Here is a 14,058-nt window from a genome sequence, read left to right on the forward strand (position 1 = left end):
CTGCCTCGATGGATTGGTCTGGCTGGTGCGCGATGATGGCTGAGCAGAGCGCGGACAGCGGACAAAAACGGACAATGTCCGGTCTTGTCTGCTTGTCCGTTTCCGGACGGACACGGACACACCCCTATAGGGGTGTCCGTCTGTCCGGAGGACGTGGGGTCGGAAGAAGGAGAAGTTGACGGCCCGTGCCCCGCCATTGGGCGCCGCACATAGCGACGTCTCGGCATTGATTATCGCGCCGAAACTAATTTCAGGAGGGAAGCCAAATGCAAGAGTCTACCTGCACGAATGACGTGCGTCTCATCAGCCCCCGGAGCAGCGTATTATTGATCGCCTGATCGAGGCTTGTGTGACTGGTGAAGACTGCCGCACGTCTGACTACGGCCGCCGCCGTTGGATTGCAATCAGCCCTCGCGGTCTGGGCCTGCTTACGTGGCACGGACTTTGGCAGTACGCGGCACAATGCATCGCGCAATTGGATGCAGTGCATCCAGACGCGCAGGCTCGATTTCTCAATGTCTGGATGCGAGTGGGCTGGCGGGTCCGCAGCTTAATCGATGACGACCCCTTGTGCTTTGCGCTGTTGCGCAAGTTGCTCCCGCCTTATGACGGCGGGCAAGTGACCCTTTATCGTGGCCAGATCACGGCCGCGAGGCTTGAACCGTCGTGGACCCGCTCGCCGCACATAGCACTCAAGTTTGCGCTTTGGGGCGTCGAAAATGTTGATCCCATCAGGTTAGCGACGAAAGGGTTGCCCGTGGGCGGCCATAACGATGCTGTTGTGCTGAAGGCCACCGTACCTGCAAGCAGTGTTATTTGCGCGCCATGCCTGCTTGGGCAACCCGAAGGCGAATACGTCATCGATCCGCGATGGATCGAGTTCGAGACGGAGCCTGCGCGCGATGCAGCCATATGGATCAGGAAAGATTTGGAACGGCTCTTCCTCCGCACCTCATTGGTCCGGATTGGTCCCTCAGACATCCAGAGTGCACTAGGTTCTTCCTGACCACCCGCCAATGCGGGTCGGGCAGCAGCGCCCGGGTTGGCTAGGATGATTTTTTCTAGGGGAACCACAACAACAAGGCGTCGGAGACCAAAGGACCCGTGAAGAACCTGTTCTCGATCAACAAGGGCCGCCGATCTGCTCGAATGCGACCGGGCGACGCTGGTCCGCACCTTGCGCCAGGTGACGCCATGGCGGGCGGCGCTCGACGGCTGTGCATCTCAGGTGGCGGAGAAAATGGAATGTCAGAGTCCGCTTGGCAACCGCCGTTTCGGCCGCTTGGTGCGGCTCGTTGTCTCGACATCTGTCTCATTTGGGACAGATGTCGAGGCGCGAGCGCGGCGCAGCGGATCGAAAGCCGGTGACACCGGGGGGTGGACTCGAAACCGGCCTGCAAAGCCCCGAGAACCGCACCGGCTGGTCCTTATGCGATGGGACCAGATTCCCAAACGGGGGTTGCCCATCTTGACGCCATTTAGCCCGGGAGGTCCAAAAATGAGAGCCAACCTTTCATCCACGGCCGCCGCTCAGCGCATGCGCCGGTACCGCGACCGCCTTAAGCGCGGCAAGTGCATTGTGCCGGTTGAAGCCGACAAGGGCCAAGTTGCCGACCAACTCGTAGATTTAGGAGCCCTTGAGGAGTGGGATGCCGAAAGCTTGACCGCGATCGGAAACGCCATTTTGCAGCTCGCAGCGAGGAGGCAGTTCCGAGCGTGACGTTTGGGGCGTGACACGTAACGCCGTCGGCGAAACAGATCTGCTAATTTCTGGGTTGGTTTTGTGCGTTCTCACATTGAAAGGCACCGAATGGCAAAACATGGAGTTGTTTTCGCGGGGCCAACAGATGCCGATCTCTGGAGTTGTGAGATTAGCCTGGGCAGGGCGCTTGCCGTCGGACACACGAGCAACGTTGATTTTTATCGAGACAAGATCAACGCATTGAAAGCGGCAGGTCCGCGCCGGTCTGGCACGGGACGGAAATTCACCCGCGTTGAACTTATTGAGATGAAGATCGCGCAGGCGTTCATGGCATCGCACGGCGACAACACCCGATATCTCATCGGCGAGCGCGCGCACCAAATCGCCCTTGAATTGCGATCAGGAGGCTGAAGTTAGCCATGCACCCGCGACTTCCACCTTCCTTGATTTCTGACGACCATCGTCAAGGATACAAGGCGTTCTGCGAGGGGCAACTCCACGCCGTGCCCCACGAAGACCAGCGACGCATGTACGATCTCGACGTTCAGTTTCGCCGCGCGGCCATTGGGTACGTCGACTCCGTGATGCGCGAATTCTCGGACGGTTTGGCCGAAACGACGGATATCCCGCTCGCGTACACGTTTGGCCAGCACCTCCGATCGATGGGTATGTTTGCCGCGCTTTGGACGGAGATGCGAACGGCGATCGCCTTCAGTCGCGAAGAGCGGTTAAAGCTTGAGAAGCGCATCGCGGAATTGGAGCAGGCACCGCAGATTTCCTACAACGGGATATTCGCGCCGGACAAGCAGTACAAGCCAGGGGACCTCACGACATTTGGAGGCTCGCTCTGGCACTGCAACGTCGCCACAACAGGCGTGACACCGGGTGATGGCCGTGTTTGGACTTTGATCGTGAAGCGGGGGCGGAATGCAAGGAACTCAACATGACAACAATTGAAGCAGCCCTGGAGTTTGCACGCAGGGAATTCGATCGAGCAATTCGCAACGAGCAAGAGAAGTTTCGGAATTTTCAGACGATGTCGGGGACTGATCCCGCGCGCATCGAGATGATCCTCAAGGAGCATCTGGTGGAATGCGAAGCCCATCGCGAAAAGTCGCTTGTCGAAATCGAGCGAAGCATTCGTGTTGCTGTGCAGACACTGCACTGACGGGATGCGCTGGAGGCGCGGAGTGAACTGGACTGCGAAACTCCAGTGCGTCCGCTTCCGGGGGACTGAGAGACATTCGCCGGCCGTGGCGCTAGGGCAGCTTTTGACCCAAAGCGGACGGATGGACCGTGATCACTTCGAGTACGTCACCTCGATTTCTGTTCGCAAGGGAGCCAATGCCGACACGTCGTTCAACGGTGTGACGTTGATGGTGTAGAGCTCCTCTTTCAACGGAGGTAGCAGTGCGAGTTCGCGCCCAAGATAGTTCATCCCAACTGCCATGTGGGCATCCGAGCTGCGGGTTTGATCAAAGACAACTCGCTCTTCTCGATCTGTGACGGTCACGCGAACCGTCGTCCGTAACTTGCCCGGCGGCAGTGCTTCGTTGCGTGGTAGCGCGATTGGACCTCCGACGAGGTCTTCGACGACGGTCCGCTCTGCTTTGCCGCCGAAGTAAACCAGCAAGTTTAGTCTGTGACCGTATTTGCGGACAACTCGGGCTTGGAAGCTAACAGGCGTTCCCTCCACCAGTCTGACCGGCACGGTAAATCGTGGGATGTCGTTATGTACTAACCTCATGAACTGGATTTGTGGCGGCTCGCCATACATCCAGCCCCAACAGACTTTCAAAACGACGGCTGCCAGAAAAAGGGTGGCCACTGACAAGGCCGTCTGGACCCATGATAGCTTCCGCATCTCGCGGTTGTGCCATTTCAACTCCTAACCTGGGGTAAAAAGGATAGGCTCTTCCGCTTCTGGCCATCTCTGACCTTCGCGCCGTCCCCGCGTTGGGCTGCTCTCGGCCGCATACCGGACATATGGCTAACGGGATAAGAAGCACCAAGCAGCTCACCGCGACAGCCGGTCTGCTCTGGATGACCTCCGGCAGGCCCGCGAACTGGCTCTGCTGTTCTGCAAGAGCTAGGAGGCCATCGAGACATTCATCGCGCATTGCGACATCGCCGCGTGCGACCTGCTGATGCCGTACGGCGACGTCGTCATGGTGCTGTCCACCGTGCTGCGGATCAAGCGCACGCTGGACGGCGCTGAGATCGACAAGTCCTCTGGGACCTTGAGAACCGCAAGGCGTGGCAGCCGAGCATCGGCGGCGTGCTGAGCGGCGCAAGGCCGAGGTGGCTGCCAGCCGCTTTCGGGCTGAATGTGATCACACCAATGTCTGAGACGCTGACGGCGCTAGCTAGAGCAAAGCGCATGATGCTGGCGCCGTAGGCCGATGCCTGCGGCTGCACACAATACGTTTTACCACCTTTCTCACTTTCGCGTCTTTTTGTATAAGCTGCCGGTGTTGAATTCCAGCAGGCGGCGCGCAATGTTTAAAGTTAATAAGAGCAAGAATTCTATCGAGCCTCTTAGGTCCGAGACATTCGCCGAGTTGGGGTTTCGAGAAAGGCAACACTTACAAGAATGGATCGCAAAGGAGCCTTCGTGCCTAGGCGAAGAGTTGCTGATCATTCAGAAAGAGTTCGGCGGGTTTACCGATACTAACGAGCGTCTGGACCTTCTCGCCATTGATAAGCAGGGCTCGCTCGTTCTGATCGAGAACAAGTTGGACGACACGGGCCGCGATGTAACGTGGCAAGCGCTTAAATATGCCTCCTACTGCTCAAGCCTCTCTAAAGAGAATATTAGATCAGTCTTCCAAGCGTATCTCGACCGGAGCAGTCCTGGAGAGGATGCGAAAGAGGTCCTGACCGAGTTTCTTGATGCTGATGAATACGATGAGATTACGGTCAACAAAGGATCTACCCAGCGCATCATTCTCATAGCAGCAAATTTCCGCAAGGAGGTCACATCGACAATTCTGTGGCTGCTGAACTTCAAGATGCGCCTCCAGTGTTTCCGAGTTACACCATGGCAATCAGGTGAAGACATATTCTTGGACGTCGATCAGATCATTCCGACCAAGGATGCCGAAGAGTACATGATCGGCCTTGCCGGTAAGTCACTGGATGAGGTCGAGGCTACTGTCGGTGTCAAAGAGCGCAACAAAGCTAGGCGGCAATTTTGGACAGAATTGCTTAAGACTGCCGGATTAACGATACCGCGTTTTGTGAACATCTCGCCTAATGATGCCCACTACGTATCCGCCGGCTCCGGATTGGGTGGGGTGCCGTACAACTTCGTGATCGCTAGGTCGTTTGGGCGGGTAGAGCTTTATATTGATCACGGTGACAGAGAGCAGAACAAGGCGATATTTGACGAGCTTCACGCGCAAAAAGCCGCGATCGACAGTGCTTTCGGCGGGACCCTCGTATGGGAAAGACTAGATAAAAAGCGCGCATCGAGGATCAAGTGGGAAACCCCAGGCGATCCGTTCGATGCGGCGCAACGTCCTGCACTCATGTCTTTGATGATCGATGCGATGGGCCGCTTGGAGAGTGCTCTCGGACAGCCGCTCGCGCGAATTCAAGCGCGGCTCCGTGTTAAATCGGTATGAGACGAGTAGTTCAGCCGCCGACCGTGGTGCGGGCTGTCGAGTCAAAATAGGTCGCACCGCTCCATCGCCGGGTGACTACGGTTCTTCACCTTGACCCAGTACTTGCTCCGTCCGGCCTGGTAGGGCCGGTCGCGGCGTTTCGACACCAGTCCCTCAAGCCCAAGTTTGCAGGCAGCGCGAAACAGATCAGGCCCAAGCTCGCCGCCTTCGAAGGGATTGACGAAGACACCTTCAGGACGCCGTGCCAACAGGCGCTCCAAGCTCGCCTTCCGCATGGATAACGGGAGCATGCAGACATCGTCGCCGCCATCAGCGAGAATATCAAAAGCGCAGAATTGCACTTCGTGATCATGTTTGCGCGAGTGAAGCGCGTTGAAGTCGGAGACGCCATCGACGCCGAGCACGACCGCTTCGCCGTCCAGCACGAAGCTCTTCTGACGGACCTTGCGCGCGGCCTCGACTATCCACGGATAACGGCTGGCCCAATTGTAGCCGCCGCGCGTGATCAGGCGCACGCGGTCGCCCTCACGCTTGCACAAACTCTTTTTACAGACGGCCGGCCGTGGGAAGACTGGCCAACGGCATCCCATTTCCCGAAATGCACGGCAGCGGGCTTTGGGTTCCGCCAAGCCATTCCAAACGTTGGCTAATTGGGCGCGTTTCACCGAAACTGTTGCAGGCGGGTTACAGCATTACCCCGCGATCACATTATCATGACCAAAGACGGCAGACGTTTTTCGTCGTTATCGAACTTCGGGGAGATAGACATGAAGAAGGTTCTTTTGGCTGCAGCGAGTATTACGGTGCTGAGCCTATCGGTTCCAGCAAGTGCGGCGGATATGGCGGCCCGTCCTTACACGAAGGCACCAGTGGCGCCCGTCGTTGCCGTCTACAATTGGTCGGGCTTCTATGTCGGCGGTCACATCGGTTGGGGCTGGGGCGAGATCGACAACACTTCCGCCGCTCCAGGCACCGTGGCCTTTCCCACGGGCACCCCTTTCAACCGGACTAACTCTGACGGATTTCTTGGGGGTGTCCAGGGTGGCTTCAACTGGCAATACAACAGCCTAGTTCTCGGTATTGAGGGTGAGTACACCTGGAGCGACATCAGGGGCACTTCGACGACCACCAGCATCGTCGCTCCGGCCGTCGTCACCACGTCCACCGCACATACAGACGATATTGCGATGGTTACCGGTCGGGTCGGCTGGGCCGCGAACGAATGGCTGTTCTACGGAAAGGGCGGCTGGGCTTGGGGTCATGGCCATTCGAACGGGCTCGTAACGGTCGCCGGTGCTCCGTTCTCTAACACATCCACTTCGAACAATCGCGACGGTTGGGTTGTCGGCGCTGGCGTGGAATGGGGCTTTGCTCCCAATTGGTCTGCCAAGGTCGAGTACAATCATATCGACTTTGGTTCTGACATCATCACCGTCAACCAGACGGTTGGAGCAGCGACCTTCGTGGACTCTTCTACGAAAATCGATTTGGTCAAAGCAGGCGTGAATTATCGCTTCAATTGGGGCGGGCCGGGCGTCACCCGGTACTGAAATATCTGTTAGTCAACCCAGTCAACTATGGCCCGGCCGTAATGCGGTCGGGCCTTTTGTTTGCCAAAGTCGAAATGCCGAAGCGGCATATATCCGAGCCGCGACCGACAGGGTTACTTGCGCTGTGCGCAGTGACGGGAAAGTCCGGCACCATAATTCATCACCTAATCGCTTTCTCCGGGCGAAATCATACCGTCGTTGACAATTATGTAGAAACCTTCGACGAAGAGCCTTTACCGCTCGCGGTCGCCGACCAGCCTATCAGCGTCTAGTGAACGAGCACTCAGAGGTTCAGAGTCCGTTTGTGGCCCATCTGCGACCTCGGAGGCCATCCGGGCTTCGGCCGATGTTGGCGGTCAACCGGACATCGACGGCTACTTCTTCAACAGTATTCCCATCGTTCGCGCCATTCGCCTCACTGATCCTGCGTGACGGCCCAGCTCGGCTGCAATCTTCGATACGCCAGCGCCAGTCCGTGCCAGCTTCGACAATTGCTGGACCTCGCGGTCGGTCCATTGTTTGGGCTTCGGTGTTTTCATGGTGCTGTGCTCACCCGCACCAGTTAACCAACGAACCTAGTTGCCAACACTTAGGAAATTTACGGGTGGGCCTGCGCGCAGTCGGATCAAGCGGAGCCGGCAAGCGGTGAAGAGCGCGGATAGACGGGGACGTTCGCTTCGGGCTACACCGCTGAGCTGTCCCCAACCGTAGTTTGTAATCGTGGGGTGCCACTACACAGGGGGAGAGATTGCCAGGCAAGAAGAGGTCCAGCACCAAGTCACCGCGCGAACGCGCGATGGAAGAACTTGACCGAAGGGAGGAGCAGCTTTACCGCGCCATCGGCTACTTTATCTACTGGTTTTCCCAACTTGAGTTCACGATCAAGGCACGCCTCGCCAATGCTCTCAAGCTCGACGAGGAAAGCATGTTCGACATCATCATTGGTCCGTACGATTTTGCGATGCTCTGCACCGTGACGAAGCAGACCCTCATGAGAACCGCTCCCGAACCGACCAAAGGTAAGATAAAATCATTCTTCAACGCCTGCCATGCGCTCAATCAAAAAGCGCGCCTCGTCGTTGCTCACGGCACTTGGACATATGCAGGCGCGAGGCACGTGAGCCGCAGCACCCTCGCGGCCACGACCCATTTTGCCAAGGTCGAGGATCTTGAAGCCTTTGGGCAGGAGGCTCGGCGATTGATGATGCTTATGTACATCATCGAGGATGAAGAGAAGTGACTGCTGCCTGATGTGCAATCTGTATTCCATTACGACCAATCAAGCCGCCATCCTTGCGCTCTTCCGCGTCGTCAATCGCTATGTCGGCAACCTCGCAGCTATGCCGGGCGTGTTTCCCGAATACCCGGCGCCGGTGATCCGCAACACCGACACGGGCCGCGAGCTGACCATGATGCGCTGGGGCATGCCACCACCGCCACGCACGGGCGGCCCGCCCCGTCACCAACATCCGCAATACATCATCGCCGCATTGGCGCGGCTGGCTGAAGCCCGAGAACCGCTGTCTTGTGCCGTTCAACAGCTTCGCCGAATACGCACCCGAGCCGAACCCGGAGACGAAGAAAAAGGACGTGGTTTGGTTCGCAGTCAACGATGAGAGGCCGCTGTTCGCCTTCGCTGGCATCTGGACGACGTTCAACGGTGATCGCGGCACGAAGTCTAAGCCGGTGCCGGGACCGCATCAGGTGTATGGGTTTCTCACGACATCGCCCAATACGGTGGTTGAGCCTATCCATCCGAAGGCGATGCCCGTGATCCTGACGACTGATGAAGAGGGCGATGTCTGGATGCGTGCGCCTTGGGATGAGGCCAAGGCATTACAGCGCCCTCTGCCGGATGATGCACTCAAGATCGTCATGCGAGGGGCGGACAACGAGGACCGGATCGCGGCCCGGTCCCTGTCTCCGTGATCCGTTTCCCTGGGTAATCCAATCGAAGGGGTTGACCCGCGCTCCTCCTTTGCCGTTGATGCAACTGTTACGATATACTCCTAACGGGGCATGGGGAGCGCGGAATTGACGCCTGATGAGTTCGTCCGAAAATGGAAACACGTCGAACTAAAAGAAAGGGCGGCGGCTCACTCTCATTTCATTGACCTGTGTCGAATGCTCGACGAGCCAGCTCCTACGGATGTTGATCCGAAAGGCGATTGGTACGCCTTCGAGCGAGGTGCCACCAAGACGACCGGCGGCGAGGGTTGGGCCGATGTCTGGAAGCGCGATCATTTCGGTTGGGAGTACAAGGGCAAGCGAAAAGACCTAAGGGCCGCGTTCGCACAACTACAACAGTACGCCTTAGCTCTGGAAAATCCGCCGCTGCTGGTGGTTTGCGATATGGATCGCTTCGAAATCCATACGAACTGGACGAATAGCGTTTCAGCGGTTCACGAATTCGGCCTCGACGAGCTACGCGACGCCAATGTTCGGGACAAGCTCAAGTCGGTCTTTTCTGATCCTGAACGCCTCCGGCCCGGCAAGACCCGCCAGGCACTCACAGAAGAAGCGGCTGCCGAATTCGCCAAACTCGCCCAACGCCTACGTGACAGAGGCAATGCCGCTGAAACGGTGGCTCATTTCATAAATCGGCTGGTCTTCTGTATGTTTGCGGAGGACGTGGATTTGCTGCCAAACAAGATGTTCAAGCGGATGCTAGAACATGCAGCCTCCCGACCAGAAGAATTTCATGCACTTGCGAGCGACCTCTTTAAGGCGATGCAGTCCGGAGGACGGGTCGGCTTTGAGCATGTCGCATGGTTCAACGGCGGGCTGTTCAACGACGATACCGCGCTGCCACTGGACAAGGACGACATAGCACTAGCGCTCGCCGCGGCACACTTGGATTGGGCTGAAATTGATCCGTCCATTCTTGGCACGTTGTTTGAGCGCGGCCTTGATCCGGACAAGCGATCGCAATTGGGCGCTCATTATACTGATCGGGAAAAGATCATGATGATCGTCGATCCCGTTATCGTACGTCCTTGGCTCACCAAATGGGAATTGACGAAAGCCGAGATCGCTATTTCGCTCGAAAAATCGCACGCCACAAAAAACGCCAGCGTCCGTACCAAGGCCAGCGATCAGGCTGTGGCAACCTATCGAGCCTTCCTGAACGGCCTGCGCGCATTTCGGACACTGGACCCGGCGTGCGGGTCTGGTAATTTCCTATATTTGGCGCTGCTGGCGTTGAAGGACATCGAACATCGCATCAGCATCGAGGCTGAAGCGATGGGCCTTCAACGTGAATTCCCACAGGTCGGCCCTGCATCGGTAAAAGGAATTGAAATCAATCAATACGCGGCCGAACTAGCGCGCGTATCTGTCTGGATAGGCGAAATCCAATGGATGCGGCGCAACGGCTTCGGAGTTTCAGACCGTCCAATTCTGAAGCCGCTCGACAATATTGAATGTCGCGACGCCATTCTAAACAATGATGGCACGGAAGCCGTTTGGCCGGAGGCCGACGTAGTGATCGGCAATCCTCCATTTCTAGGAGGGAAACTTCTGCGGGCGCTGTTAGGCGATAAATATGTTGACCAGCTTTTCGCTGCATATGACGGTCGTGTACCGGCTGAAGCTGACTTGGTAACTTATTGGGTTGCCAAAGCGTGGGAGACCATCCTTTCCCGCAGGCTGAACCGCGCGGGCTTGGTTACAACAAATTCAATACGCGGCGGCGCAAATCGCAAGGTTCTGGAGCCAATTGCAGCGAAAGGCTTCATTTTCGATGCATGGGACGACGAAGCGTGGGTCGTGGACGGCGCTGCCGTCCGCGTTTCCGTGATCTGCTTTGTACTGGCTGGTGGTGCTGAGACTGCGCGCCTAAACGGCATTGCTGTGCCTCAAATTAACGCCGATCTGACCGGCACGGTCCTGGATTTAACGAAGGCAGTCCGACTTTCTGAAAACCGGAATGTGGCGTTCATGGGTGACACGAAAGGGGGCTCCTTCGATGTCGAAGGCGATCTTGCGCGGGAATGGTTAGCGTTGCCGTTAAATCCAAACGGTCGATTGAACGCCGAAGTGCTTCGACCTTGGATGAACGGGATGGACGTAACGCGCAGAGCCGCCGGAAAGTGGATCATCGATTTTGGTTGGAGCATGTCGGAGAGTGAAGCCGCATTGTTTGAGGCTCCTTTCGCGCACGTGTTCGCGAAAGTGAAGCCTGAACGTGACAAGAATAACCGTGAAGCCTACCGGCGAAACTGGTGGCGTCATGTAGAACCGCGACCAGGAATGTGGAAGGCGCTTCGTGACCTCAAGCGCTTCATCGTTACGCCAGAGGTTGCCAAGCATCGTATTTTTGCATGGATGCAGAAGCCCATCGTTCCCGATCACAAGCTGCAAGTAATCGCGCGCGATGATGATGTGACCTTCGGCATCCTTCAAAGCCGTTTCCATCAAACGTGGTCTATCGCAGTCGGTTCTTGGCATGGTGTGGGCAACGATCCTAGATATACAATCGGCACCTGCTTTGAGACTTTTCCGTTTCCAGACGGACTTACACCGACAGAGATCGCTGGCGCTGTTGGCGATGTGCGCGCCGATGCGATCGCGGCGGCGGCAAAGGGGCTAAACGAACTGCGCGAAAATTGGCTGAACCCTTTGGACCTCGTCCGGCGTGAACCGGAGATAGTTCCCGGTTTTCCCGATCGCCTTATTCCGATCAATAGCGCTGCATTGGCGCTTCTGAAGAAGCGTACTCTAACTAATCTGTATAACGAGCGTCCTACGTGGCTTGCCAATGCGCACGCCGATCTGGATGCCGCTGTAGCCTATGCGTACGGGTGGCCGGCGGATATTTCGGAAGAAGAAGCGCTTGCGCGGCTATTTGCGCTCAATCAGGAGCGAGCAGCACGAGGGGCTCTGATCTAACAGCCACGCTGCTGCGCCTATTGCGCCACCCGCTGTCCGATGTCTCTGAGCCAGCCAATAACCTCATCTGCCGGGTCACATTGAGCGAGACGGGCGCGAGACATCTTGGCAACCGCCGTTGTGTTGAGCAGCGTCTTTGCTCGGCTCGTTTTCTTCGCGCATTTGTCAGGGTTGTGGACCGGCCATGGCGTGCCTGCCGTAGCAGCATGCACGGCTTGCGCAACAATTGTGGGGACGTCATCAAAATCTGCGAACGGCGTCCTGATGGCGACAACGATACTTTGGCCTTGATACGCCTCTACAACCGCCTCATGGTGGAGGAAGTTTTCCATTTCCCGCTTACTTGTGATGATGGCCGAACAACCGTCACGCATGTTCACCTGGGCGGCAAACGCATCGTACTTCGCGGCCTGCGGCGGCGGGTTGTCGCGGTCATAGAGGTGGAACTCGGGCCTGTTTAGAGGGTGAAGTCGAGAGGTCCAAAGTGCGAGATTATTGCCTCCAAACGGGAAAAAGATAAGTTCACCCGAAATCTCAAGCGCATCAACATCAGGCACGTCCACTCCGTCGGCCCGCAGCACTTTGCTCATGCCCTTGAGGAAGGCGATGTCGTGCTTTCCTTCGACGCCCACGAACACCTTGACGGAATGATCGGGCAAAACGCCGAGAGATTGTGCGATCCGGGCGTTCGTGTCGGCCCCCCCGGTTACAATGGTCCGAGTGCCGTTCGGGTGGGTCTCAATAAAGCGTAGAGATGCGTCGGGCAGGCTCCGCGCAAGCATCGGTGTGTGAGTCGTCACGATCACCTGCCGCCCGGCGGTCGCAGACAGATCGGAGAGCGCAGACATCAACATACGTTGGTTCCGCGGATGCTGGCTCGTCTCTGGCTCTTCAATTGCATAGATGACCGACCCCTTCTGGCTCTCGACCGCAGCCTTCTCAGCCTTCGCTCGAAAGAAATTTAGAAGGACTAAGCGTTTGATGCCGCTTCCTCTCTTGTTAAGCGGGATGCCTTCGTCGCCGGTTATGCTCGTTTGGAACAAGCTGTCCCAATTCTTGGTCTTTATGACAGGATTAAGCGTTTCGGCTACAGACGCATCCATTTCCTTGATCTTCTGGACGGTCGCCTCCGCGATCCTTCGTACCTCCGCCTCGACATGGGCTTGTACTTTGAGCAAATCCTGTTCAACAGCTTTTAAGGCGTCGCGAATGGCTGCTTTTAGCGGGTCCTGCGCCTCAGCGTCTTGGTCGGTGCTGGCTCTATCAGATTTAAACAGAGCAAACGCTGGAAGGTATGATGCAAGAGCAGACCAAATCTGTTTTCCGCCTTCCTTCTCTAAAGAGACAAATGCCAAGTCTAACTCGTGCGCTTCCGCGCATTGCCAAATCGCTGCCCTGATTGGTGCGTTGGCTTGCTTATTCACGGTCGTGAGGTCGATCCCAAGCTCACCGGCGCGTGCGACTAGCTCTGCTTTTTTCAGTTGTAGTAGGTCGCTTACTCCGTTCGCCGTGGGGTGGAGCGCGAATGCCTCTACCGAAGTCAGCTTGGGGGACACGAGTGAGCCATCATACGTCTTACGGATTTCGAGGCGACCGTCCGCGTTGACAAGATACTCAGCTTCCAAACTGGTCTCGTAATCGGCGTCTAAGATGACCTTTTCCGGAAGATCGTCAAATTCGCAGGTGATCCGAACAGCCTTGCGGTCGCCCGAACAACAGGCGTCGTCCTTGTCAGGCTTCGCTTCATCGAAGAAAATCGCGAGGCTGTCCATGATGGTGGATTTCCCAACATCATTTCGACCTATGATCGCTGTGATGTCCTCGAACTCGACGCAAACTTCGTCTTTGAAGCAACGAAAATTCTCTAGTTTGAGCTTGGTCAGTTTCATGGAGCCCCCTGGTAAACCAGGGCGGCATGCTACATAGAGTAGCGAAGTTCTCCATAGCACGCGTGGGTGGCTCGCTGCGCCTAGGATGATCTCCACAGGAACGTGCAGCCGAACCCGCTGCCTTGGGTCTCTGAGATGGTTGGATCGTCGGTTCAGGTCCACCCGCCGACCCCATTTCGGCCGTCTCCAAGGCAGGGAAGGTCCGAGGCTAGGCCACGGATACCAAAAATTCCGCGGAAAACGGTCGGGGGGAACGTGGGTAGCGCTCTCCCGCTACCAAAAAATCAGGCACTTCCTGCTAACCTGCGATCCTCGGACTCTCTTGGTACCACATTAGTCCCACCAATTCGCAAGCTGGCGAGCATGAAGCTACGCGCTGCGGAGGGGAAGACGGCGGGGTA

General features: G+C 56.9%; 12 protein-coding genes and 1 pseudogene. 10 read left to right on the forward strand and 3 right to left on the reverse strand.

Annotated features, from left to right (window positions below; all coding sequences use genetic code 11):
* The first annotated feature begins 349 nt into the window (after positions 1–349).
* The 4 genes from IVB50_RS09080 (at position 350) to IVB50_RS09095 (ending at position 2,870) form a co-directional block, all read left to right on the forward strand.
* Positions 350–1,006, forward strand: coding sequence for a hypothetical protein (locus IVB50_RS09080; protein ID WP_247295639.1), 657 nt, complete (start codon positions 350–352; stop codon positions 1,004–1,006).
* 804 nt (positions 1,007–1,810) lie between these two features.
* Positions 1,811–2,113, forward strand: a complete 303-nt coding sequence (locus IVB50_RS09085; RefSeq protein ID WP_247295642.1) for a hypothetical protein — start codon at positions 1,811–1,813, stop codon at positions 2,111–2,113.
* Positions 2,114–2,229: 116 nt separating this feature from the next.
* Positions 2,230–2,649, forward strand: coding sequence for a hypothetical protein (locus tag IVB50_RS09090; protein WP_247295644.1), 420 nt, complete (start codon positions 2,230–2,232; stop codon positions 2,647–2,649).
* Entirely contained in the window at positions 2,646–2,870 is a 225-nt protein-coding gene (locus IVB50_RS09095; RefSeq protein ID WP_247295647.1) for a hypothetical protein, read from the forward strand. The genes IVB50_RS09090 and IVB50_RS09095 overlap by 4 nt, the downstream gene beginning before the upstream one ends.
* Before the next feature lie 132 nt (positions 2,871–3,002).
* Here the strand turns inward: IVB50_RS09095 and IVB50_RS09100 are convergent, their stop codons facing one another.
* Positions 3,003–3,536, reverse strand: a complete 534-nt coding sequence (locus tag IVB50_RS09100; RefSeq protein WP_247295649.1) for a hypothetical protein — start codon at positions 3,534–3,536, stop codon at positions 3,003–3,005.
* A 313-nt stretch (positions 3,537–3,849) separates the two neighbouring features.
* On the opposite strand from IVB50_RS09100, the gene IVB50_RS09105 reads away from it, so the two are divergent.
* Complete coding sequence (locus IVB50_RS09105) at positions 3,850–3,987, forward strand: hypothetical protein (protein WP_247295651.1); 138 nt, start codon at positions 3,850–3,852, stop codon at positions 3,985–3,987.
* A 345-nt stretch (positions 3,988–4,332) separates the two neighbouring features.
* Positions 4,333–5,328 carry a DUF4268 domain-containing protein gene (locus IVB50_RS09110; RefSeq protein WP_247295653.1) on the forward strand — a complete coding sequence of 332 codons (996 nt, stop codon included), beginning with the start codon at positions 4,333–4,335 and terminating at the stop codon, positions 5,326–5,328.
* 41 nt (positions 5,329–5,369) lie between these two features.
* On the opposite strand, the gene IVB50_RS09115 is transcribed toward IVB50_RS09110, so the two are convergent.
* Positions 5,370–5,918 carry a DNA ligase gene (locus IVB50_RS09115; RefSeq protein WP_247295689.1) on the reverse strand — a complete coding sequence of 183 codons (549 nt, stop codon included), beginning with the start codon at positions 5,916–5,918 and terminating at the stop codon, positions 5,370–5,372.
* Between the two features lie 177 nt (positions 5,919–6,095).
* Here IVB50_RS09115 and IVB50_RS09120 point away from each other — a divergent pair, with 177 nt between their 5' ends.
* The 4 genes and pseudogenes from IVB50_RS09120 (at position 6,096) to IVB50_RS09135 (ending at position 11,768) form a co-directional block, all read left to right on the forward strand.
* Positions 6,096–6,878, forward strand: a complete 783-nt coding sequence (locus tag IVB50_RS09120) for an outer membrane protein (RefSeq protein WP_247295655.1) — start codon at positions 6,096–6,098, stop codon at positions 6,876–6,878.
* A gap of 796 nt (positions 6,879–7,674) precedes the next feature.
* Complete coding sequence (locus IVB50_RS09125; RefSeq protein WP_247295657.1) at positions 7,675–8,118, forward strand: hypothetical protein; 444 nt, start codon at positions 7,675–7,677, stop codon at positions 8,116–8,118.
* 10 nt (positions 8,119–8,128) lie between these two features.
* Positions 8,129–8,807: pseudogene (locus tag IVB50_RS09130) on the forward strand (SOS response-associated peptidase family protein).
* Between the two features lie 105 nt (positions 8,808–8,912).
* Positions 8,913–11,768, forward strand: a complete 2,856-nt coding sequence (locus IVB50_RS09135) for a class I SAM-dependent DNA methyltransferase (RefSeq protein WP_247295658.1) — start codon at positions 8,913–8,915, stop codon at positions 11,766–11,768.
* A 17-nt stretch (positions 11,769–11,785) separates the two neighbouring features.
* Here the strand turns inward: IVB50_RS09135 and IVB50_RS09140 are convergent, their stop codons facing one another.
* Positions 11,786–13,657, reverse strand: coding sequence for an ATP-binding protein (locus IVB50_RS09140; RefSeq protein ID WP_247295661.1), 1,872 nt, complete (start codon positions 13,655–13,657; stop codon positions 11,786–11,788).
* Positions 13,658–14,058: the final 401 nt, after the last annotated feature.

Origin of the sequence: Bradyrhizobium sp. 87, assembly GCF_023073015.1 — a bacterium.
Classification (GTDB): Bacteria; Pseudomonadota; Alphaproteobacteria; order Rhizobiales; family Xanthobacteraceae; genus Bradyrhizobium; species Bradyrhizobium canariense_D.